At 73.4% G+C, this 22,374-nt stretch carries 20 protein-coding genes and 1 tRNA gene; 11 read left to right on the forward strand and 10 right to left on the reverse strand.

Features of this window, described 5'->3' with window-relative positions:
• Positions 1–10 precede the first annotated feature (10 nt).
• From ABEB07_RS16350 to ABEB07_RS16360, 3 genes are all read left to right on the forward strand, one after another.
• The gene (locus tag ABEB07_RS16350) at positions 11–1,177 is read left to right on the forward strand and encodes an HpcH/HpaI aldolase/citrate lyase family protein (protein ID WP_345669003.1); all 1,167 of its coding nucleotides are present in this window, start codon (positions 11–13) and stop codon (positions 1,175–1,177) included.
• Between the two features lie 61 nt (positions 1,178–1,238).
• On the forward strand, positions 1,239–3,680 hold the full coding sequence (locus ABEB07_RS16355) for a phosphoribosyltransferase (protein WP_345669004.1): 2,442 nt from the start codon (positions 1,239–1,241) through the stop codon (positions 3,678–3,680).
• On the forward strand, positions 3,680–4,492 hold the full coding sequence (locus tag ABEB07_RS16360) for an HAD family hydrolase (protein WP_176148791.1): 813 nt from the start codon (positions 3,680–3,682) through the stop codon (positions 4,490–4,492). The genes ABEB07_RS16355 and ABEB07_RS16360 overlap by 1 nt, the downstream gene beginning before the upstream one ends.
• A gap of 15 nt (positions 4,493–4,507) precedes the next feature.
• Here ABEB07_RS16360 and ABEB07_RS16365 read toward each other — a convergent pair whose 3' ends face one another.
• Entirely contained in the window at positions 4,508–4,729 is a 222-nt protein-coding gene (locus tag ABEB07_RS16365; protein WP_164589459.1) for an FmdB family zinc ribbon protein, read from the reverse strand.
• Positions 4,730–5,062: 333 nt separating this feature from the next.
• Here ABEB07_RS16365 and ABEB07_RS16370 point away from each other — a divergent pair, with 333 nt between their 5' ends.
• From ABEB07_RS16370 to ABEB07_RS16380, 3 genes are all read left to right on the forward strand, one after another.
• On the forward strand, positions 5,063–7,525 hold the full coding sequence (locus ABEB07_RS16370; RefSeq protein WP_425589014.1) for a transglycosylase domain-containing protein: 2,463 nt from the start codon (positions 5,063–5,065) through the stop codon (positions 7,523–7,525).
• Between the two features lie 58 nt (positions 7,526–7,583).
• On the forward strand, positions 7,584–8,870 hold the full coding sequence (locus ABEB07_RS16375; protein WP_176148790.1) for a polysaccharide deacetylase family protein: 1,287 nt from the start codon (positions 7,584–7,586) through the stop codon (positions 8,868–8,870).
• Positions 8,871–9,045: 175 nt separating this feature from the next.
• Entirely contained in the window at positions 9,046–10,173 is a 1,128-nt protein-coding gene (locus ABEB07_RS16380) for an amidase domain-containing protein (RefSeq protein WP_345669033.1), read from the forward strand.
• A 32-nt stretch (positions 10,174–10,205) separates the two neighbouring features.
• On the opposite strand, the gene ABEB07_RS16385 is transcribed toward ABEB07_RS16380, so the two are convergent.
• From ABEB07_RS16385 to ABEB07_RS16400, 4 genes are all read right to left on the reverse strand, one after another.
• On the reverse strand, positions 10,206–11,681 hold the full coding sequence (locus tag ABEB07_RS16385; RefSeq protein WP_345669006.1) for a hypothetical protein: 1,476 nt from the start codon (positions 11,679–11,681) through the stop codon (positions 10,206–10,208).
• Positions 11,682–11,921: 240 nt separating this feature from the next.
• Positions 11,922–11,993, reverse strand: a tRNA-Val gene (locus ABEB07_RS16390).
• Complete coding sequence (locus ABEB07_RS16395) at positions 11,984–12,382, reverse strand: DUF952 domain-containing protein (RefSeq protein ID WP_176148789.1); 399 nt, start codon at positions 12,380–12,382, stop codon at positions 11,984–11,986. Before ABEB07_RS16395 ends, ABEB07_RS16390 begins: the two co-directional genes overlap by 10 nt.
• On the reverse strand, positions 12,379–12,750 hold the full coding sequence (locus tag ABEB07_RS16400) for a hypothetical protein (protein ID WP_345669007.1): 372 nt from the start codon (positions 12,748–12,750) through the stop codon (positions 12,379–12,381). The genes ABEB07_RS16395 and ABEB07_RS16400 overlap by 4 nt, the downstream gene beginning before the upstream one ends.
• Positions 12,751–12,932: 182 nt before the next feature.
• Here ABEB07_RS16400 and ABEB07_RS16405 point away from each other — a divergent pair, with 182 nt between their 5' ends.
• Positions 12,933–13,154 (forward strand): DUF2277 domain-containing protein, encoded by a 222-nt coding sequence (locus tag ABEB07_RS16405; protein WP_164588285.1) that lies wholly within the window; start codon positions 12,933–12,935, stop codon positions 13,152–13,154.
• 35 nt (positions 13,155–13,189) lie between these two features.
• Here the strand turns inward: ABEB07_RS16405 and ABEB07_RS16410 are convergent, their stop codons facing one another.
• From ABEB07_RS16410 to ABEB07_RS16420, 3 genes are all read right to left on the reverse strand, one after another.
• Complete coding sequence (locus ABEB07_RS16410; protein ID WP_176148787.1) at positions 13,190–13,825, reverse strand: DedA family protein; 636 nt, start codon at positions 13,823–13,825, stop codon at positions 13,190–13,192.
• Between the two features lie 148 nt (positions 13,826–13,973).
• Positions 13,974–14,429 carry a DoxX family protein gene (locus ABEB07_RS16415; protein WP_176151934.1) on the reverse strand — a complete coding sequence of 152 codons (456 nt, stop codon included), beginning with the start codon at positions 14,427–14,429 and terminating at the stop codon, positions 13,974–13,976.
• A gap of 517 nt (positions 14,430–14,946) precedes the next feature.
• On the reverse strand, positions 14,947–15,600 hold the full coding sequence (locus ABEB07_RS16420) for an HNH endonuclease family protein (protein ID WP_345669008.1): 654 nt from the start codon (positions 15,598–15,600) through the stop codon (positions 14,947–14,949).
• A 382-nt stretch (positions 15,601–15,982) separates the two neighbouring features.
• Between ABEB07_RS16420 and ABEB07_RS16425 the strand changes: the two genes are divergently transcribed.
• The gene (locus tag ABEB07_RS16425) at positions 15,983–16,561 is read left to right on the forward strand and encodes a TMEM165/GDT1 family protein (RefSeq protein WP_164588867.1); all 579 of its coding nucleotides are present in this window, start codon (positions 15,983–15,985) and stop codon (positions 16,559–16,561) included.
• Between the two features lie 286 nt (positions 16,562–16,847).
• Positions 16,848–17,507: an HAD-IA family hydrolase gene (locus tag ABEB07_RS16430; protein ID WP_345669009.1), complete on the forward strand. Its 660-nt coding sequence runs from the start codon at positions 16,848–16,850 to the stop codon at positions 17,505–17,507.
• Between the two features lie 29 nt (positions 17,508–17,536).
• Here ABEB07_RS16430 and ABEB07_RS16435 read toward each other — a convergent pair whose 3' ends face one another.
• Positions 17,537–18,565 (reverse strand): peptidoglycan-binding domain-containing protein, encoded by a 1,029-nt coding sequence (locus ABEB07_RS16435; RefSeq protein ID WP_345669010.1) that lies wholly within the window; start codon positions 18,563–18,565, stop codon positions 17,537–17,539.
• 180 nt (positions 18,566–18,745) lie between these two features.
• On the opposite strand from ABEB07_RS16435, the gene ABEB07_RS16440 reads away from it, so the two are divergent.
• Positions 18,746–20,917: an MDR family MFS transporter gene (locus ABEB07_RS16440; protein ID WP_345669011.1), complete on the forward strand. Its 2,172-nt coding sequence runs from the start codon at positions 18,746–18,748 to the stop codon at positions 20,915–20,917.
• A gap of 6 nt (positions 20,918–20,923) precedes the next feature.
• Here the strand turns inward: ABEB07_RS16440 and ABEB07_RS16445 are convergent, their stop codons facing one another.
• Entirely contained in the window at positions 20,924–21,460 is a 537-nt protein-coding gene (locus ABEB07_RS16445) for a GNAT family N-acetyltransferase (protein WP_345669012.1), read from the reverse strand.
• A gap of 203 nt (positions 21,461–21,663) precedes the next feature.
• Between ABEB07_RS16445 and ABEB07_RS16450 the strand changes: the two genes are divergently transcribed.
• On the forward strand, positions 21,664–22,338 hold the full coding sequence (locus tag ABEB07_RS16450; protein WP_164582092.1) for a hypothetical protein: 675 nt from the start codon (positions 21,664–21,666) through the stop codon (positions 22,336–22,338).
• Positions 22,339–22,374: the final 36 nt, after the last annotated feature.

Below are 22,374 nucleotides of genomic sequence, written 5' to 3' on the forward strand. Positions count from 1 at the left end.
GGGGAGCTATATGCGGCATTTCGGGCACCTCGCTCCTGAGGTGCGGCAGCGCCTCTTCCACCAGGAGCCCCGCGAGTTCACGGCCGACTCCCCGGCCCGGCTGCTCGCCGCGGCCCTGGGCGCCACCCTCTACAGCCCGGCCACCCGTCCGCGCCTGGCCGACGACATCCGCAAGCAGGCCGCCCAGGGCGTCGTCTCGATGGTGCTGTGCCTGGAGGACTCCATCGACGACGCCGACGTGGAGCACGGCGAGGAGAACCTCGTGCGCCACTTCGCCGACCTCGCCGCCCGGCCCGGCGCCCCCCTCCCGCTGCTGTTCATCCGGGTCCGCGCCCCCGGCCAGATCCCCGACCTGGTGCGCCGGCTCGGCCCGTCCGCGCGGCTGCTGTCCGGCTTCGTGCTGCCCAAGTTCACCGGCGACCGCGGCCTGCCGTTCCTGGAGGCCCTGGAGAGCGCCGAGAGCGCCGGCGGCCGCCGCCTGTTCGCCATGCCGGTGCTGGAGTCGCCCGAGCTGCTGTACCGGGAGTCGCGGGTGGAGACCCTGGAGGGGATCTTCCGCGCGGTCGACAAGCACCGCGACCGGGTGCTCGCGCTGCGCCTCGGCGTGACCGACTTCTGCTCCTCCTACGGCCTGCGCCGGGCCCCCGACATGACGGCCTACGACGTCCAGGTCGTCGCCTCCGTGATCGCCGACGTGGTGAACATGCTGGGCCGCGCCGACGGCACCGGATTCACGGTCACCGGCCCGGTATGGGAGTACTTCCGGGCACCGGAGCGCATGTTCAAGCCGCAGTTGCGGCAAAGCCCCTTCCTGGAAGTGCAGGCGGTCGAACTGCGCGAGAGACTGATCGAACACGCGATGGACGGGCTGCTGCGGGAGATCTCCCTGGACCAGGCGAACGGACTGCTGGGCAAGACCTGCATCCACCCCTCCCACGTCCTGCCGGTGCACGCGCTGTCCGTGGTCAGCCACGAGGAGTACAGCGACGCGGCGGACATCCTGCGCCCCGAGCGCGGCGGCGGGGGCGTCATGAGGTCGGCGTACACGAACAAGATGAACGAGGTGAAGCCGCACCGCGCCTGGGCCGAGCGCACCCTGCTGCGCGCCGAGGCGTTCGGCGTCGCCCGCGCGGACGTCGGCTTCGTGGACCTGCTCGCCGCCGGGATACCCGGCTGACCCGCACCGTGCCCACCGCACCGCGCACCGCGGCACCGTGCCCACCCACCACAAGGAACGCATGAACAAGGCAGTGAACGACGGGGTCTGGTCCGGCGCCTGGGTCGCCGAGCGGCTCGGCGTCGAACTCGTGGGCGGCCCGGAGCTGACCGGTCTGCTGGGGCTCGCGCTGCGCCGCAACCCCAAGCGGGCCCATCTGCTCGTCTCCCACGTGCTCGGCAAGCACGTGCCGCAGTCGCCCGCGGTGGTCCACGGCCACGGCCTGGAGCTGGGCCGCCGGGTGCGGGAGCTGCTGGGCGAGCGGGAGTCCGCCCGCGCGGTCGTCCTCGGCTACGCGGAGACCGCCACCGGCCTCGGCCACTCGGTCGCCGACGGCCTGGGCACGGCGCCCTGCCTGCACTCCACCCGCCGCCCGGTGGCCGGCGTCGCCCCGGCGGGCGGCTTCGAGGAGTCCCACTCGCACGCCACCTCCCACCTGCTGCTGCCCGAGGACCCGGCGCTGCTGGCCGGGGACGGCCCGCTGGTGCTGGTGGACGACGAGTTCTCCACCGGCAACACCGTCCTCAACACCATCCGCGACCTGCACGCCCGCCACCCGCGCGAGCGGTACGTCGTGGTCGCCCTGGTCGACACGCGCTCCCCGGCCGACACCGCCCGCCTGGACGCCTTCGCCGAGCGGATCGGCGCCCGCATCGACCTGATCGCCACCGCCTCCGGCGCCGTCCGCCTGCCCGACGACGTCCTGCGCAGGGGCCAGGAACTGGTCGCCCGGCACGAGCAGCCCCCCGCCCCCGAACCCGCCCCGTCCGGCACGGTCACCCGCGTCCCGCTCGACTGGCCCGCGGGCCTGCCCGACGGCGGCCGGCACGGCTTCACGCCCGCCCACCGGCAGCGGCTGGAGCGCGCGCTGCCCGCCCTGGCCGGCCGCCTGGCCGAGGCGCTGCCCGCCGGCGCCCGGCGGATCCTGGTGCTCGGCTCCGAGGAGCTGATGTACGCGCCGCTTCGGCTGGCCGAGGCGCTGGAGCGCACCACCGGCGCCGAGGTGCGCTTCTCCACCACCACCCGCTCGCCCGTGCTCGCCGTGGACGACCCCGGCTACGCCATCCGCACCCGGCTGGTCTTCCCCGCGCACGACGACCCGGCCGACGGCCCCGGCGAGCGCTACGCCTACAACGTGGCCGGCGCCGGCTTCGACGCGGTCGTCGCCGTCGTCGACTCGGTCGCCGACACCCCCGCGCTGCACGCGCCCGGGGGACTGCTCGCCCGGCTCGCCGCGCACACCCCGCACGTCCTGCTCGCGGTCGTGCCCTCCTACGCACCCGCCCGCACCCTGGAGAGACCTCCCATGCTGCCCGAGCCCCTGCGCGGCCCCGCCTTCTCCTCGTACGCGCCCGAGGAGGTCGGCTGGCTGCTCCAGGACCTCTCGGACGTCACGCTGGAGGCGCCCACGGAGGAGCGCGAGGAGGCGATCCAGAGCGGCGGCGCGCACTACGCCGAGTCGCTGCCGGTGGAGTACCAGCCCAGCGAGCAGTACCAGGAGCTGTTCCACGCCGCGCTGGAGACCTCCGCCGCCCGGCTCGCCCGCGCGGTCGGCACGGTCACCGAACTCGTCCTCGCCGAGCGCTCGCGGCGCCCCGTCCTGGTCTCGCTGGCCCGCGCCGGCACCCCCGTGGGCGTGCTGATGCGCCGCTGGGCCGCCTTCCGGCACGGCCTCGACCTGCCGCACTACGCCGTCTCCATCGTGCGCGGCCGGGGCATCGACGCCAACGCGCTGCGCTGGCTGGCCGCCCACCACGACCCCGCCGACGTCGTCTTCGTCGACGGCTGGACCGGCAAGGGCGCCATCACCCGCGAACTGGCCGAGGCCATCGAGAAGTTCGAGGCCGAGGGCGGCGCCCACGGGTTCGACCCGGAGATCGCGGTGCTGGCCGACCCGGGCGCGTGCGTGCGGACCTACGGCACCCGGGAGGACTTCCTCATACCCTCCGCCTGCCTCAACTCCACCGTCTCCGGGCTGATCTCGCGCACCGTGCTGCGCGCCGACCTGGTCGGCCCGGACGACTTCCACGGCGCGAAGTTCTACCGCGAACTGGCCGGCGCCGACGTATCGAACGCCTTCCTGGACGCCGTCTCGGCCCGCTTCCCGGAGAGCACCGACGCCGTGGGCGCCGCCGTCGAGGACCTGCTCGCGGGCGACCGCGCGCCCACCTGGGCGGGCTGGGCGGCCGTCGAGCGGATCAGCGAGGAGTACGGCATCCACGACGTGAACCTGGTCAAGCCCGGCGTCGGCGAGACCACACGGGTGCTGCTGCGCCGGGTGCCGTGGCGGATCCTCGCCCGCACCGGGGCCGGCGCCGACCTCGACCACGTGCGCCTGCTCGCCGAGCAGCGCGGGGTGCCCGTGACCGAGGTGGCCGACCTGCCGTACACCTGCGTGGGCCTGATCCACCCCCGCTACACGCGCGGGGCGACCGGCGCCGACGGCCGGGCGGTGAACGCGTGATGCCGGTGCTGGTGGCCAGTGATCTCGACCGTACGCTCATCTACTCGGCCGCGGCCCTCGCGCTGACCATGCCGGACGCCCGCGCGCCCCGGCTGCTGTGCGTGGAGGTGCACGAGAGCCGGCCGCTGTCCTACCTGACGGAGACCGCGGCCCGGCTGCTGTGCGACCTCGGCGACGAGGCGGTGTTCGTGCCCACCACGACCCGCACCCGCAAGCAGTACCTGCGCATCAACCTGCCGGGCCCGCAGCCGGCGTACGCGATCTGCGCCAACGGCGGCCACCTGCTGGTGGACGGGGTGTCGGACGCCGACTGGCACCGCAGGGTGACCGAACGGCTGGCGGGGGAGTGCGCGCCGCTGGCGGAGGTGCGCGAGCATCTGCTGCGCACCGCCGACCCGGTGTGGGTGCGCAAGCAGCGCGTCGCCGAGGACCTGTTCGCCTATCTCGTCGTGGAGCGCGAACTGCTGCCCGAGGAGTGGGTGAAGGAGCTGGCCGCGTGGGCGGAGGGGCGCGGCTGGACGGTCTCGCTCCAGGGCCGCAAGATCTACGCCGTGCCCAAGCCGCTCACCAAGAGCGCCGCCGTGCGCGAGGTGGCCCGCCGCACCGGCGCGGACCTCGTGCTGGGGGCGGGGGACTCGCTGCTGGACGCGGATCTGCTGCTCGCCGTGGACCGCGGCTGGCGCCCGGGCCACGGCGAACTGGCCGAGACGGACTGGTCGGCGCCCGGCATCACGGCGCTGCCCGAACGCGGGGTGCTGGCCGGGGAACGGATCGTGCGGGAGTTCCTGAGAACGGCCCGGGCGCCGCGCTAGGGTCCGTCGTCCGGATCAGCCGCAGCAGCCGCCACCGCAGCAGCCGCCCCCTCCGCCGCCGCCGGCGGGCCGGGGCGCGGAGGCGCTCGACGAGCCGCCCACCGCGACCGTGGACAGCAGTTTGACCGTGTCGTCGTGGCCGGCGGGGCAGCTCGCCGGAGCGGCGGACTCCGCCATCGGACGGCTCAGTTCGAAGGTGTCGCCGCAGCTCCGGCAGCGGTACTCGTAGCGAGGCATACGCCCAGATTAACGGGCCCGACCAGACCGACGGAGCTCTGCGTTTCCTGTGTGTTCGTTTCTGTCCCGTTCTCATGCGGAGAAATTGAAAAGACGGCTGATAATTTTGTATGGCCGCGAGAGCCGTGAGACGGCTGGGAGTGAGGGAGCGGGCGGCCGCGTTCGCGGTGGCTGTGTCGACCGACGCGAGCAACATGGAGTGCGGAGGGAGACGCAGTCGTGACCGAGGCAGGGCAGGGGGAGGACCTTCCGGAGGAAGGCGGCCGGCCCCGTGAGCGCCGCGCCGAGCCGAGGCGTTCGCCGGACGGGCGACCGCCGCGCGCCGACGAGACGATGCAGCTGAACGTGGACGCCCTGCGGGGACGGGACAAGCCGGGCGCGCCGCGCCCCGACGGCGTCCCGCCCCGGCCGGACGAGACCATGGCGCTGCGGGTCGACGCCCTGCGCGAGCAGCAGCGCGGCACACCGCCCCGCCCGAAGGCCGAACGCCCCGACGACGGACGCGGCGACGACGGACGCCCCGACGACGGACGCCCGCACCGTGAACCACCGGGCGGCGGACAACCCGAACCCGAACAACCCGAACAACCAGAACAACCCGAACGCGAACGGCCGGAACAGCCCGAACGCGAACAACGGGTCCCCAAGCAGCCGCAGCCGCACGAGACCATGCAGTTGCGCGTCTTCCGCCCCAAACCCGCCGCCGGCCCGCGGGGCCAGCGCGCCGACCGCCGCAAGGCGCAGAAGAAGCAGCGCCGCCGCGGCCTCACCCGGCCCGCGGCCCTCGCCGCCCCGCTCACCCGCCGCCTCGCCCCGCTCACCCGCCGCCTGGCACCCCTCCTCGCCGTGCTCGCGCCGTACGCGCGCAAGCTGAAACCCGTCTACCCCCGTCGCGGCCGTTCAGGCTGGCGACGCTGGATGCCGTCCTGGCGGCAGTGGGTGGGCCTGGTCTTCTCCGGCCTCGGCCTCACCAGCCTGCTGCTGGTGGTCGCCTACGCCGCCACCGACATACCGGACAACCTCAACAGCTACGCCACCCAGCAGGACAACGTCTACTTCTGGTCCGACGGCACCCCGATGGCCCGCACCGGCTGGGTGCAGCGCCAGGCGATGCCGCTGAAGGACATACCCGAGGACGTGCGCTGGGCGGTGCTCGCCGCCGAGAACGAGAGCTTCTACAGCGACCCCGGCATCTCCTTCAAGGGCATCAGCCGCGCCCTGTGGCGCACCGTCGGCGAGGGCGACACCGAGGGCGGCTCGACCATCACCCAGCAGTACGTCAAGAACGTCTACCTGAGCCAGAACCAGACGGTGAGCCGCAAGTTCACCGAGGCGATGATCGCCCTCAAGCTCGACAACAAAATGAGCAAGGACAAGATCCTGGAGGGCTATCTGAACACCAGCTGGTTCGGCCGCGGCACCTACGGCATCCAGCGCGCCGCCCAGGCCTACTACGGCAAGGACGTCAGCCAGCTCAACGTCAGCCAGGCCGCCTTCCTCGCCTCCCTGCTCAAGGGCGCCGGCCTGTACGACCCGACGCTGAACCCGAAGAACCACGCCCGCGCCGTGGAGCGCTGGAACTGGATCCTCGACCGCATGGTCAAGATCGGCAAACTGTCGCCGGACCAGCGCGCCCAGTACAAGACGTTCCCCGAGCCGCTCAAGAGCAACCCGCTCGCCGACACCGGCCGGCAGAGCGACTACCTGGTCGAACTGGCCACCCAGTACGCCAAGAAGTCCGCGCACATCTCCGACAAGGACTTCGACCTCGGCGGCTACCAGATCTACACGACCTTCGACCGCAAGCGGGAGGACGCGCTCACCGACGTCGTCACCAAGGCCCGCAAGAAGGCCAAGGAGAGCGACCCGGCGGCCGCGAAGACCGCCCACTACGGCGCCGCCTCGGTGGCCACCGACGGCCGGATCGTCGCCGTCTACGGCGGCCCCGACCACCGTACGCAGGGCTACAACGAGTCCAACTCCTCGACCGTCCCGGCCGGTTCGGCCTTCCAGCCGTTCGTGTACGCGGCCGGCCTCCAGAACGGCGCCGTCAAGCGGCGCGACGCGCCCCGCGAGCCGATCACCCCGGACAGCGTCTACGACGGCGACGACGCGGTGCCCGTCACCACCCCCGAGGGGCCCTACTGGGACCGCAGCGGGCGCAAGGTGGCCGCGCACAACGACGGCAAGAAGTCCTACGGGCGCATCACCCTGCGCGAGGCGCTCGCCCGGTCGGTCAACACCCCGTTCATGCAACTGGGCATGGACACCGGCCTCGACAAGGTGAAGCAGACCGCCGTGGCGGCCGGACTGCTGCCCTCCAGCATGGGCCCGCAGGTGCCCGACCTGTCGCTGGGCAGCTCCACCCCGAGCGCGATCCGGATGGCCGGCGGCTACGCGACCTTCGCCGACGCGGGGATGAGCACCGAGCCGTTCTCGGTGGCCCGGGTCACCCGCAACGGCGCCAAGGTGCCGCTGGACCGCCCGGCCGCCCGGCGCGCGGTCGGCGCCGCCGTCGCTCAGCAGGTCGACGACGCGCTCGGCGACGCCTTCCGCACCGCCCACCCCGCCGACGCGCCCGCGGGCGCCAAGGTGACGGGCAAGGCCGGGACCACCGACAAGGACACCGCGGCGTGGTACGTGGGCACCGCGCAGTCGGTGTCCACGGCGGTCGTCGTCTACCGCATGGATCTGGCCAAGAGTCTGGAACCCCTGCCCTTGAAGGGGCTCGCGGGAACATCCGCGGACAGTGTTCCGTACTCCATATGGGCCGGTGCGATGGCACCGCTCGGCTGACCCCGGCGGCCCGCCCGCACCGCACCCGCCCGAAGTCCCCTCGTGAATCGAGCCGCCCATGAAGTCCTCACCCGGCCGCCGCCGGAAGGCGCCCGCACGCCGCCGCCCCACCCGCACGCACTTCGTGACCCTGGCGGCCCTGCTGGTCGTGGCCTCCGTGGTGGCGGGCTACCTGGCGCTGACCCGGCCCGACTCGACCGCGCCGACCGCGTCGGCCGGCGACAAGGGCGGCGGCGCGACCCCTTCGGCCACGGGGACCAAGGAGCCGGCGTGGGACGGGAAGACGAAGGTGCTCGGCGACGGCTCCACCTCCTACACCGGGCCGCAGAAGGGCGAGTTGAAGCCCGTACCGCTCAAGCCGGGTGAGAAGCCCCCGCAGTTCGTGGTGTTCTCCTGGGACGGCGCCCTGGAGGGCAGCGACCACCTGTTCTCGCACTACCGGGAGCTGGCCAAGGAGTACAACGCCCACATGACCTTCTTCCTCACGGGCATCTACCTGCTGCCCAAAGACAAGAAGACCCAGTACCACCCGCCGATGCACAACCCGGGCGACGCCGCCATCGACTACGCCACCGACGAGCACATCCGCGACACCCTCGAACAGCTCCGCCTCGCCTACGACCAGGGCAACGAGATCGGCACCCACTTCAACGGCCACTTCTGCGGCGCCAAGGGCGGCGGCGACTGGAGCGTGGAGGAGTGGAAGAGCGAGATCGACCAGTTCTACTCGTTCGTGGAGAACTGGAAGACCAACACCGGCTTCAAGGACATCGCGCCGCTGCCCTTCGACTTCAAGAAGGAGGTCACCGGCGGCCGCGCGCCCTGCCTGGAGGGCCAGCCCAACCTGCTGAAGGCCATCAAGAGCTACGGCTGGCGCTACGACGCCTCCTCACCCGGCGACTTCCAGATCTGGCCCGCCAAGAAGAACGGCGTGTGGGACTTCCCGCTGGAGATGCTGCCGTACGAGAACGGCAAGTACCAGGGCCTGTCCATGGACTTCAACTTCCTCTACAACCAGTCCGACGGCGAGACCAAGGGCGACCCCGCGAAGTACCCGCTGTGGCAGCAGCAGACCGTCGACTCCTACATGTCCGGCTTCAACCGCGCCTACTACGGCAGCCGCGCCCCGCTGTTCATCGGCAACCACTTCGAGGACTGGAACGGCGGCATCTACATGAAGTCCATCGACCAGGTCATCAAGAACGTCTGCACCAAGAAGGGCGTCAAGTGCGTGTCCTTCAAGGAGCTGGCGGACTGGATGGACGTACAGAAACCGGAGACGCTGCGGGCCCTGCGAGGTCTGGACCCGGCGCAGTCCCCGGACTGGTCCTCGGTCGTCAAGTGACGCCTGTAACCGCTTGGTTCCACTTGTGTGCACCCTCTTCACAACCGCCTCCGCAGTCGTGCGAAGATGCGACTTCCCGGTAGCAGTACCGGCGTAGAGGGGAACATCATTGAAGTCGAGAAAACTGAGCCGTAAGCGGCGGCGCACCGCCATAGTCACGGCCGCCGCAGCCTCGGTGGTCGCCGGCGTGGCCCTGGTGCCCAACTGGAGCGCGGGCGCGGCGGTCACCGACGACCCGACGGTGGACGCGGCGACCAAGGCCACCTTCCAGAAGCTGGCCGACGCGGTCTTCACCGACCGCACCCAGGCCCTGGTGGACGACAAGAGCGGCAAGCAGGGGAAGAAGGGGCACCACGATCGGCTGTCCGCGCGCTTCTCCGGCAAGGTCCGCGTCTCCGGCACGCAGTCCCGCTACGAGGACTCCGCGCTGACCCAGCTGCGCGGCCGCAAGGACCGCCTGGAGCAGCTGGGCGAGAAGTACAGCGCGGGCGCCACCACCGTCACGCTGGACGCCACGCAGGTCAAGGGCCACGACGCCAAGGTCGCCGTCACCGAGAGCACGACGCTGACCTACGAGAAGGTCAAGGGCACCGAGCCCAAGACCACCGGCTTCCAGGCCCACCACGAGCTGACGTTCAAGGCCGACAAGCACGGCGACTGGCAGCTCACCGGCATCCGCGACACGGACGACGGCGTCGCCGTCAACCAGGTCGCCACGCCCGCGCCGGCCGTCGCGGCCACCGCCGACGACGACAACCCGCCGGACGCGCCCCGCGCGTCGACCGCGAAGAACGCGCCGGCCAACAAGAAGAACCTCACTTCGGGCACGTACGACTACAAGGCCATGGCCGCGTACGCGCAGAAGTACTGGAGCAAGTACAACCCCGACTACCCCGACTACAACGGGCAGGGGGCCGGCGGCGACTGCACCAACTTCGTCAGCCAGTCCCTGAAGGCCGGCGGCTGGAAGCACGTCCCGGGCTACACGTACGACTTCCACAAGTGGTTCGGCACCGCCGACATCCAGTCGGACTCGTTCGTCGGCGTCAACGAGTTCTCCTGGTTCGCGCTGTCCTCCAAGCGCGTCACCAGCCTGCCCTACGTCTACCAGCTGGACGTCGGCGACGTGCTCCAGATGGACTTCAACCGGGACGGGTCCAAGGACCACTCGATGATCGTCACCTACCGCAGCCCGCAGGGCGTGCCGTACGTGTCGTACCACTCCACCAACACCTACAACCGTTCGGTGGCGAGCCTCATCGCGTCCTACCCGACGGCGAACTACTACGCCTACCGCACCTGATCAGGCGTTCCCCCCGGGGCGGGGGCCGGGTCTCAGTGACCGGCTCCCCGCTCCTCGCGGATCCGCGCCACCACCCGGGCCACGGCCGAGCGGACCGCCTCGGTCTCGGTCAGGAAGTGCCAGTAGTCCGGGTGGCGGCCCGTGAGCCCCTCGACCGCCCGCTCCAGCCGGGCCACCGCCTCGTCCAGCGGGCGGGCGTGCCGCGGATCCGGCGTCGTACGGCCCGTCATGGCCAGCCGCTGGGCGTCCCGGATCGCGAACCGGGTCTTCTCGATCTCCCCCTGCGGGTCCTTCTGCACCGCGTTCAGCCGCGCCAGCCGGTCCCCGGCGGCCGACACCGCCTCGTCGGTGGTGTTCAGCAGCGCCCGCGCGGTCGCCAGCAGCGCCGTCGCGTCCGGCCAGCGCTGCGCGTCCCGCGCCGCCCGCGCGTCCTTCAGCTTCAGCTCGGCCTGGCGCACGGTGTCCGCGGCCTGCCGCGGCACCTCCTGGAGGTCCTGCCAGCAGGCGGCCGTGAAGCGGCGGCGCAGTTCGCTCAGCACCGGCTCCACCTGGCCGGCCCGGGTGGTCAGCGCCTGCGCCCGGGTGCGCAGCGACACCAGCCGGTGGTCGATCTCCGCGGCCCGCTCCGGCAGGCGCCCGGCCTCGGCGGCGATGGCCGCCGCCTCCCGCGCCACCCGCTCGGCCCGCTCCAGCGTCGGCTGCGCCCCGTGCTGTCCCGCGCCCTGGTTCAGCTTCGTCAGCTCCGGGGAGAGCGCGGCGAGCCGGGCGGCCAGGTCGTCGGCGGCCAGGCCCGAGGCGCGTACGGCGTCCAGGGCGTTGCTCGCGGCCAGCAGCGCCTGCCGGGCGCGCTCCACGGCCGGCGCGAGGCGGGCCAGCTGGGTCTCGGCCTTGCCGAGCAGCGGCTCCAGACCGGCGGCGAAACGATCCAGCTCCCGTTTGACATTGGCCAGTTCGTCCTTGGCGGCGACCAGGTCGGTGCGCGCCCGGGCGGCGGCGGACGCCTCCAGGTCGTCCCGGTCCAGGTCCTGCGCGTCCACGGCCGTGATGTAGCGCCCGCTCGCCTCGTCCACCCGCCGGCCCAGCGCCTCGAAGTCGGCGACCGCGCGCCGGGCGGCGGGCGAGTCGTCGACGGCCGTGATGGTCTCCACCGAGATCCGCAGATCGCGCTGGGCGGTGTCCAGTTCGTAGAAGGCGGCGGCCGCCGCGTCCTTCGCCGCCTGCGCCTCGGCCCGCTGGCTGTCGGCCCGGCCGCCGAACCAGCGGCGGGTGCCGCCTCCGGCGAAGGCGGCGGGCAGCGCGAGCGCGGCGAGCAGCGGCAGGGCGAGCAGGGTGAGCGCGTCACGCGCGGCGGCGGACGGCGCGGGGGCCGGGCGGGGCGGGCCGGGGCGCGCGGACGTCCGGGGCCGCCGATCCGGCGCGTGCGGCCGCCGAGGTGTCGCCGGTGTCGCCCGTGCCGCCGGTGTGGCCGTCACATCACTCTCCCGTGGTCCGCCCTGCGTGCTGTTCATTCTCCCACCTGTACCGGACGAACACACGGGCCGATCAGTTCGCCGTACGGCCGGGCGGCATGGCCTGGGGCACACCGGCCCATCGGGGGCCGCCCGGCGCGGAGTTGACCGGCGCGCGGTGGGCCGGCGATGCGCGGCGGCGCGGGGTACGACGGCCGGGTACGGCGAAGGCCCAGGTTCCCGGTTCGGTACCGGTGGCCTGGGCCTGTTCGCACGGTGCGGCGCGTGGGCCGCGGTCGGTGGGCGCGGACGGTTTCGAACCGCCGACATCCTGCTTGTAAGGCAGGCGCTCTACCCCTGAGCTACGCACCCGGGACGAGTGGACAGCCTACCTTGCCGGGGGGAGTGTCCCGCAAACCCGTGGCCCGCCCTTCCGCGTCGAAGACCACCTCGCGCACCGCGACCACGGCGGCCCGCTCGATCGGCCCGTGGACGTGCGGGAACAGCGTGCCGGCGGGCGCGCCGGGCGGCGGCACGGGGTCGGGCGCCGCCCACTCCAGCGGGGCGGTGAGCCGCCGTTCGTCGATCGCCAGCGCCAGCAGCGGCCGGGGCGCGCGGCGGTAGAAGGCGTTGACGACGGCGAGGGTGGTCGCCTCGTCGGGTGAACAGTGCACGAAACCCTCCTCGGCGAGCGAGGCTGGCGCGTACGGTCGGTCCTCGCCGGTCCGCCACTCGGTCAGCGGCACCACGTGGTGGATCACGCGTCTGTCTCCTCGCTGTCGTCGCCGCTGTCGTCGCCGGGGGCCCGGTCGCAGGCGTGCTTGAGCCGGCTGCGGGCGTCGACGCGGTCCGGGCCGGTGAACTGCGACCAGTACCGGTGGGTGGTCACGAACACCGCCAGTTCGTGCTCGCGGCGGCGGAGCTTCTCCACCTCGGCCTGCTCGTCGGCGCTCCAGCCGGGGGAGGCGGGGCGCTCCACCTTGCGCCAGCCGCCGTCGTCGCGACAGCCGTCCAACGGCTCGACCGACCAGGGCAGCCGTTTGAGCAGGGCCGACAGCTCGGCCCGGACCTGATGCAGCTCCTCCTGGCCGGCCAGGAGGTCACTCGGGAAGTCATAGGGCGTAGCCACCCGGCAATAGTACGCCTGTTCGATTTTGAGTCGCGAGTCGATGCGATGGGTTCGTGTGTTCGAACTGTGGGGAGCTGTGCGGAGCTGTGGGGAGCCGCGGGGAGAGGGAGGCGGGGCGAGGCCCGCTTCCGGAGGCCCGGCCGGGGCTGGTCCCGGGGCCGTCCGGTGGGGACACTGGGGGCATGTGCCGGAGCATCAAGACCCTGCGTCCGCCCGTGCTGCCCGAAGCGGCGACCGAGGACGAGATCAGGGCCGCCGCGTTGCAGTACGTGCGCAAGGTGTCGGGCTTCCGGGCCCCCGCCGCGCACAATCGCGAGGTCTTCGACCGCGCGGTCGACGCCGTCGCGGCGGCGACCCGGGATCTCCTCGCCGACCTGGAGGTACGGGGCCGGGCGGCGTCCTAGGACGCCCGGAGGCACGGAGCGGGCGGAACTGCGCCCTACGGCGCCTCGGACCGCCCCGGTGCGCGCCGCATCAGGTACGCCGCGCCCGCGCCCGCCACGAACAGCGCGGCCACCGACACGCCCGTCGCCAGCCAGGCCGCGCCCAGCCAGCGCGTGCCGAAGTAGCCGAGGGCCACGCTGTAGGTGGCCCAGGACAGGCCGGCCAGCGCCGACCAGGGAAGGAACTCGCGCACCCGGCGGCGGGCCGCGCCGGCGCTGAAGGAGACCACCGAGCGGCCGGCCGGCGCGAACCGGGCGACGACCACCAGCGCGCCGCCGCCCCGGGCGAGGGCCACGCCGAGTCGTTCCTGCGCGGTGCTGAGCCGGCGGGAGCGGGCGATCGCCCGGTCCAGCCGCGCGCCGCCGCGCCAGGCCACCCGGTAGGCGACGAGGTCGCCCAGCACCGACGCCGTGGCCGCGCACAGCGTCAGCGCCAGGATGTCGGGCACGTCGCGCGGGACGTGCCCGGTGGCGGCGCCCGAACCGGCCGCGGCGGCCGTGGCCGCCGTGACGATCAGCACCCCGCTGGGCAGCAGCGGCAGGAAGACGTCGAGGAGCACCGACAGGGCCACCACGGCATAGATCCATGGAGTGCCGGTGAGCGCCCCCACCCTCGCCACACTCTCCAGCACCAGAACTCCCTGTGACTCCCCCGTGGACCGGATCGTGCCGCGACGTCGCGGGGGAGCGGCAGGGGCGGCCTGTGAACAGCCATACAGCGTACGCCGCCGGTGTGACAGGAGGTGCACCGGGTGCACGGGTACCGCAACGGGACGGGGTTCAGGCGGCCACGGGCCGCTGCTCGGCGGCCGGCTCCTCGCGCCGCGCCGAGTGCCGGGTGAACAGCGCGTCCAGGCCGAAGGCGCCGGACCCGGTGAAGACCAGCAGCAGGAACGCCCAGCAGTACAGCGCCGACGGCTCCCCGCCGTTCTGGATCGGCCACAGCGCCGCCTTCTGGTGCACGTCGAAGTAGGCGTACGCCATCGAGCCGGAGGCGATGAGCGCCGCGCCCCGGGTGCCCAGGCCCAGCAGCACCAGCGCGCCGCCGACCAGCTGGATGAGGGCCGCGTACCAGCCCGGCCAGGTGCCGGCCGCGACGGTGCCGCCGTGCGTGCCGACCGCGCCGCCGAGCACGCCGAACAGGGCGGCCGCGCCATGGCAGGCGAACAGCAGTCCGACGACGATGCGGAACAGGCCGAGGGCGTAGGGCTGGGTGGAATGGAGACGTCCGGTCAGGCCGGTCATGGGGGTGCTCCTTCGGTCAAGCCGGCCAGAGGGGAGAGGTGGGACAGAAGAGGCCGGCGGGGGGACGGATCCGAATGGAGACCGAGGATAGGTGACCCTAACTTCTACTTGCAAGTTCAACATCGGCCAGGCTGAGGTTCCGTTTGTAGGGTCGTTTGCGCAGGTAGGACGCCTATGGGCGGAACTGTGCGGGGCACCCGCGAGCTGGACGAACGGTCGGAAACCGGGCCGCACCACCGGAGCCCCGAACCGCCCCGCCGCCGGGCGGACGCCGCCTCCGCCACGCCGCTCACCGGTCCGGCCACCCCGCACCGTCTGCGTCCGGGCGGCCGTGCGGGGCGAGCGGGCTGACCGGCCGTGCGGTGTGTGTGCCGTGCACCGGTTTCCGGACCAGTCGCCGCCCGCGGGGCGCGGGGCGGCCGGTGGCTCAACCCGGCCCGTCCGCCGGCCGCGCGGGGGCGGACGGCGGGCGGGGGCGGTGGGCGCGGAGCGGGCTCGCGGGGCGCGGTCAGCAGTTCGCGAGGTAGCCCTGGAGCGCGCTCTTCTCGGCCGAGTCGACCGACAGGTTGTAGTAGTACTTCACCTGCACCCAGGCGCGGACGTAGGTGCACCGGTACGAGGTGAGGGACGGCATCCAGGTGGCCGGGTCCTGGTCGCCCTTGGACTGGTTGACGTTGTCGGTGACCGCGATGAGCTGCGGGCGGGTCAGGTCGTTGGCGAAGGCCTGGCGCTGCGCGGTGGTCCACTTGCTCGCGCCGGAGTCCCATGCCTCCGCGAGCGGCACGAGGTGGTCGATGTCCAGGTCGGAGGCGGCGGTCCAGGTCGCGCCGTCGTAGGGGGAGTACCAGCTGCCGCCGGTGGCCGAGCAGGAGGAGTTGGTCGTGACGTTGGAGCCGTCCCGCTTCAGGACCGTCTCGCGGGTGTCGCAGGAGCCGCTGATGGTGATCCAGTGCGGGAAGAGGTCGCGGTCGTAGCCGGTGCGGTTCTCGGCGGCCACGGTCAGGGAGGCCAGATAGGTCCGGGCGGTGGCGGCGCTGACCGGGGTGGGCAGGGCGGCGGAGGCGGCGGGGGAGTCGAGCAGGGCTATGGAGGCGGTCAGTCCGAGGAGGGCCGCGAAGGTGGCCAGTCGTCGACGCGCGTAGAACATGGGCCTGCGGGACATGTGAACTCCCTTGTGGGGTGGGGGATATGGGGCGCGGGCAGGGGGAATGCTCGCGGCACCGTGTTGCGCCGCGGTGTGCGCTCGGTGAGAAGTTAGTGACGCGTGCATGACAGGACAAGGTGTACGGCTGAACTTTCGGTCCCGTACGATGGGTCGCGCAGAAGGGGAGTAGCCCCTCGCCGGACCGTCGACATACTGCTCAGCTCGTCTGAGCCGGCGCCCGGAGGCAGGCCCGGATCACTGACCGGGTCGGCCGGCGAGACCTTCGGCAAGCAGTGCACGCCCGTGCGTACGGCACGGGTGAAACGTGTGCTGCCTCGCCGAGGCGTCTTCGCGCAAGCCGCAGCACTCTCGGCCGGGCAGCCCGACCGATTGAGGAACAGTGATCAGTCTCAGCGTCCTGGCGCTCGTCTTCGGCGTCGTCTTCCTCGCGGAACTGCCGGACAAGACGGCCCTGGCCGGGCTCGTCCTCGGCACCCGCTACCGCGCCTCGTACGTCTTCGCGGGCGTCGCCGCCGCCTTCCTGCTGCACGTGGTGCTGGCCGTGGCGGCGGGCAGCGTGCTCACCCTGCTGCCGCAGCGGATCGTGCACGCCCTGACCGGTGTGCTCTTCCTGGGCGGCGCGGCGGTGCTGCTGTTCAAGAAGGACGACGGCGAGGAGGAGATCCCGCGGCCGGAGGACCAGTCCTTCTGGAAGGTCGCCGGGACCGGGTTCATGCTCATCCTGGTCGCCGAGTTCGGCGACCTCACCCAGATCATGACGGCCAACCTCGCCGCCCGCTACGACGACCCGGTCTCGGTCGGCGTCGGCGCGGTGCTGGCACTGTGGGCGGTCGCGGGGCTGGGCATCGTGGGCGGCAAGGCGCTGATGCGGAAGGTGCCGCTGGGGCTGATCACCAAGATCGCCGCGGCGCTGATGCTCGCCCTCGGCGTGTGGAGCCTGTGGGAGGCGGTGGCCTGAGCGGGGGGCCCGCCGGCCGGGGCGGCGTCCTTCGCGGCGGGCGTCGCGGGGTTCCTCGGGCCGGGGCGGAGCTGAACATCCGGTGAAGTGTGGCGGGGGTGGTGGCGGGATGCCCGACTTGTTTTGTACCGTGGAGAAACAAAGTGGCCTCCGCCCGTTTCCCCTGACCGGCGGGCGGAGCCACCTTGTCCCGGCGGGCCGCATCCGTACGCCGTACACCCGTTGTGCCCGTCGGCTCGCCCGCTCGTTCGCTCGTCCGCTCGTTCATCCGTCCTGGAGTCTGCCGATGACGGCCACCGCCGTGTTCACCGCCCGCGCCCTTCTGCTGGACATGGACGGCACCCTCGTCGATTCGAACGCCGTCGTCGAGCGGATCTGGCGGCGCTGGGCCGACCGGCACGGGCTCGACGGCGACGAGGTGATGAAGGTCGTCCACGGCCGCCAGGGCCACGCCTCGATGGCGCTGCTGCTCCCGGACCGGCCGGCGGAGCGGAACCACGCGGAGAACGCGCGGATGCTCGCCGAGGAGACCTCGGACATGGACGGCGTGGTGCCGGTGCCCGGCGCGCCGGAGTTCCTGGCCGCGCTGCGCGGGGTGCCGCACGCGCTGGTGACCTCGGCGGACGTGGCGCTGTCCACGGCGCGGATGGCCGCCGCGGGCCTCGGCCTGCCGGACGTGCGGGTCACCGCCGAGTCCGTCGGCGCGAGCAAGCCCGACCCCGAGGGGTTCCTCAAGGGAGCCGCCGAACTCGGCGTCGCCCCCGCCGACTGCGTGGTCTTCGAGGACTCCGGCGCGGGGATCGCGGCGGGGCGCGCCGCGGGGATGCGGGTGATCGGCATCGGTCCGCGCGCCGCCCAGCACGGTCCCGACGCGGTCGTCCCCGACCTCACCCGGGTGCGGGTCGAGCCGGTGACGGACGGCACGGTCCGCCTGCACGTGGGCTGAACCGCCCGCGCCGGACGACGGCCGGGGGCTCAGGTCTCCGATTCCAGGCTCGCCCGGGTGGCCGGGCCGTAGACGCCCAGGCCGTCCGAGGTGGTGCCCCGGGCCCACTGGTAGAGGCGTACGGAGTTCTCGACGTCCCCGTCGTAGTCGCCGTCCAGGGGGCCCGAGTAGAGGTACAGCTCCGCCAGGCGCGACTGGAGGTCGGCGACCTGGGGGCCGTGGTCGCCGGGCCGCAGCACGGGGCCGAGGTGCGCGGGGGCGGAGGACCGGGCGCTCGTCGCGCTCTGGGTGGGAGCCGTGGACGGCGCGCCCGGGGCGGTCCTCGACGCGGACGGCGACGCGGAGGCGCTCGCCGTCGCCGAGGGCGACCCGGACGGCGACGCGCTCGGGCTGCCGGACGGCGACGGACTCGGACGCGCCGAGGAGGACGCCGACGGCGCGGACGGCGCCGCGGGGGGCGCGGGCGCGGCGGAGGAGGCCGTACGGGCCGGCCCGTCCGGGATGCCCTCCCGCACCTCGTGGGCCGAGGCGTCGTCCCGGGCCGGGGACTCGTAGGAGAACAGCCCGCCGGCGTACCCGGCCGCCACGACGACGGCGACCGCGGCCGCGGCGAGGGCGAGCAGCACGACGGGACGGCGGCCGCGCCGCGGGGGCGCGTCCTGCGGCCCGTCACCGCCGGAGTCGAAGAGGCTCAGGTCGTCCGCCCTCGGCTCCGCCCCCGCACCGGCGGCCCCGACCGCCCGCAACGGCATCGTCGCCTCGACCGCGGGAATCGGCCGCGTCCCGTCCGCGTCCTGCGCACCGGACCCGCCGCCGCGATGATCCGCGCTGCCCGCACCGGTCGGGGTGGATTCCGTCCCGGCCCCCGAACCGCCCGCGTCGATGTCCACGTACGGGCGTATGCGGAGGGGGTCGAAGTCCTCCGCGGCGGCCGCCTCCGTCGTGCGGGTGGCGTGCAGGGCGGCGGCCGCGCGGCGGGCGCAGGCGCAGGAGGGCGAACTGTCCGCTGCCCGGGGCGCACCGCACTCCGGGCAGACGTGTCCGTTCGGCTCTTCCACGTGTCCGTCCCCTCCCGTCCCCTCCCGTCCGGACCCGTCCGAACTCCAAGGATTATGCAGATCCTCTCCACACCGTCTCCCCGAAGCCCCCGGAATGGCGGCTTCCGGAAGAACTCAACAGGCCATAACGGGACACACCGATCATGATGGAAGTCGTCACGAGAACGGCGGGAGGACTCCATGGCCGGGGATGAGGACGGCAGGACGGGGAGGACGGGGAGGATGGGGAGGACGGGCACGACGGGCGGCGGGGACGGTGATCCCATAGGCCCGCCGGAGGGCGACGCCGCGCCCGGCGCCGGCGGGGACTCGCCCGTGCCCGGATCGCCCCGCGGGCCCGGCGCCCCGGACTCCGAGCACGTGTCCGGCAACGTGCTCGTCTCCATCGGCGCCCTCCTCCTCGGCATGCTGCTCGCCGCGCTGGACCAGACGATCGTCTCCACCGCGCTGCCCACCATCGTCAGCGACCTCGGCGGCCTTGAGCACCTGTCCTGGGTGGTCACCGCCTATCTCCTGGCCTCCACCGCCGCCACCCCGCTGTGGGGCAAGCTCGGCGACCAGTACGGCCGCAAGAAGCTCTTCCAGACCGCGATCGTGATCTTCCTGATCGGCTCGGCGCTGTGCGGGATGGCACAGAACATGCCCCAGCTGATCGCCTTCCGCGCGCTCCAGGGCCTGGGCGGCGGCGGCCTGATGGTGCTGTCGATGGCGATCGTCGGCGACGTCGTCTCGCCCCGCGAACGCGGCCGCTACCAGGGCCTGTTCGGCGCGGTGTTCGGCGCGACCAGCGTCCTGGGCCCGCTGCTCGGCGGCCTGTTCACCGAACACCTCAGCTGGCGCTGGGTCTTCTACGTCAACCTGCCCGTCGGCGTGATCGCCCTCGCCGTGATCGCCGCCGCCCTGCACATCCCGCGCAAGGCGCAGCGCCACGTCATCGACTACCTCGGCACCCTGCTCATCGCCTCCGTCGCCACCTGCCTGGTGCTGGTCGCCTCGCTCGGCGGCACCACCTGGGGCTGGGGCTCCCCGCAGATCATCGGGCTCGCGGCGCTGGGCGTCGTCCTCGTCGTGGCGTTCGTGGCGGTGGAGCGCCGGGCGGCCGAACCGGTGCTGCCGCTCAAGCTGTTCCGCATCCGCACCTTCACCCTCTCCGCGATCATCAGCTTCATCGTCGGCTTCGCCATGTTCGGCGCGATGACCTACCTGCCGACCTTCCTCCAGGTCGTGCACGGCATCTCGCCCACCCTGTCCGGCGTCCACATGCTGCCGATGGTGGTCGGCATGCTGCTGGCGTCCACCGGCTCCGGGCAGATCGTCAGCCGCACCGGCCGCTGGAAGGTGTTCCCGGTCGCCGGCACCGCCGTCACCACGATCGGCCTGCTCCTGCTGCACCGCTTGGACGAGCACAGCTCCACCGCCGAGATGAGCGCCTACTTCTTCGTCTTCGGCCTCGGTCTCGGCCTGGTCATGCAGGTGCTGGTCCTGATCGTGCAGAACGCGGTCAGCTACGAGGACCTGGGCGTGGCCACCTCCGGCGCCACCTTCTTCCGCTCCATCGGCGCCTCCTTCGGCGTGGCGATCTTCGGCACGGTCTTCGCCAGCCGCCTCGCCGACAAGCTGACCGCCGCGTTCCGGGGCGCCGCGCTGCCGCCGGGCGCCTCGGCCGACGCCCTCAAGTCCGACCCGCGCGGCATCGCCGCCCTGCCGTCGGCGCTGCGCCCGGCCGCCCTGCACGCCTACGCCGCCGCCATCACCGACGTCTTCCTCTACGCCGCCCCGGTCGCCCTGCTCGCCTTCGTGCTGTCCTGGTTCCTCAAGGAGGACCGTCTGCGCGGCTCCGTCACCGCCCCGGACGTCACCGAGACCTACGTCACCAACCCGGTCCAGCGCTCCTCGCACGACGAGGTGGCCCGCGCCCTGTCGCTGCTGGGCACCCGCGAGGGGCGGCGCGAGGTCTACCGGCGGATCACCGCCAAGGCGGGCTACGACCTGCTGCCCGCGGCGAGCTGGCTGCTGCTGCGGATCAACAAGTACGGCTGGGTGGAGCCCGCCCTGCTGGCCGAGCGGGTGCCGGTGCCGCTCAACGTCATCCTGGAGGCCGCCCGCCAGGTCGAGGAACGGCGGCTGGCCGAGCGGCACGGACTCGACCTGATCCTCACCGACCAGGGCCGCGAGGTCGCCCGGCGGCTCTCGCAGGCCCGCGAGGAGTCGCTCGCCGAACTGCTCGGCGACTGGTGGGGCCGCGAGGGCACGACGGACCTGGTGCGGCTGGTGCACGAGCTGACCGGTGAGCTGTGCGGCTCGGCGGCGGAGCGGCCGCACGACGCGCGCTCGGTGACCCGCCTGCCCTGAGCGCGCTCACCCGAGGGACTTGGCGAACCAGTGCTCGGCGTACCGGTCGTCGTTGTGCGGCGCGGTCTCCGCGTAGCCGAGGCGGGCGTACAGGGCGCGGGCCTCGACCAGGTCGCCGCGGGTGTCCAGGACGATCCGCCGGGCGCCGAGCGCGCGGGCGGCGTCCTCGGCGGCCCCGACCAGCAGCGCCGCGCCGCCCCTGCCGCGCGCCCGCTCGCCCAGGTAGACCCGGGTCAGCTCGGCGGTGGCCGCGTCCAGCAGCCGTACGCCCGCGGTGCCGGCCGGTGCGCCGTCGTACCGGGCGAGCAGCAACTGCCCGGTGGGCGGGACGAGTTCGGCCCCGTCCGTCGCGGCGATGCCCCGCTCCAGCTCGGCGGGGTCGGTGCGGCGCCCCTCGTGCAGCAGGTACCAGCGGTCGCTGACCTCGGTGTAGTACGCCCGCCACAGCGCGAGGGCGGCGGGCGAGTCGTACGGCTCCGGGGCCACGGTCCAGGGCGTCGGGGCCGCGGTCCGGGGCGTCGTGGGCGTCGGGGGGAGGGCCATGCGCGCATTGTCGGCGTCGGCGGGGTGCCCGGCGCAACCCGATAAACGACCGCCGCGCCGCCGCCGCACCGCTGCCCCACCGCTGCCGCGCCCCCGCACCGCCCGGCCGCCGTCTCGCCGCCCTTCCGGCAGTTTGCCGTCCGGTTCGCGGGCAACACGAACGGAGAACCGGCCAGTTGGGCCGACCCATCCGGAAGGCAGCCATGTCCACAGGCCTGATCATTGCTCTGATCGTGATCGTCGCGGTCGTCGTCGTGGTGGCGGCCGTCCTCGCCGTACGGGCCCGCAACCGGCCCGGCGGGCAGAACCTGAAGCGGCGTTTCGGTCCGGAGTACGACCGGACCGTGGCCCGCCACGACGGCGACACCAAGGCCGCCGAACGCGAACTCGCCGACCGGGTGGAGCGCCACGGCGACCTGCGCGTACGGCCGCTGGAGCCGGCCGAGCGGGACCGCTTCGAGACGCGCTGGGCGGCCGTGCAGGAGCACTTCGTCGACTCGCCGCGCGAGGCGGTGACCGAGGCGGACGCGCTGCTCTCCGACGTGGCCGGCGCGCTCGGCTTCCCGGACGGCGGCCAGTACGAGGAGCAGCTCGCCGCGCTGTCCGTGCACCACGGCCATCACGTCCACGGCTACCGCCGCATCCACCGGGCCGCGCAGGGCGCGCCGGAGGCCGGCCGGGACGCGACCGCGACCGGCGGCGACACCGAGGACCTGCGCGCCGCCCTGCTGGAGGCCCGCGAGCTGTTCGACGAGCTGCTGAACGCGGGCCACGGCGACCCGAACCGCCAGCGCGCCGCGGTCGGCTCCGCCCCGTCCCGCGCCGACGCCGCCGCCCACGCGGACGACGGCCGCACCACCCCCCGCACCGATCACTGACCCGGGCGGGCAGCACGACCCGGCATCACCCGGCCA

Source organism: Streptomyces similanensis (genome assembly GCF_039543625.1).
Lineage (GTDB): Bacteria > Actinomycetota > Actinomycetes > Streptomycetales > Streptomycetaceae > Streptomyces > Streptomyces similanensis.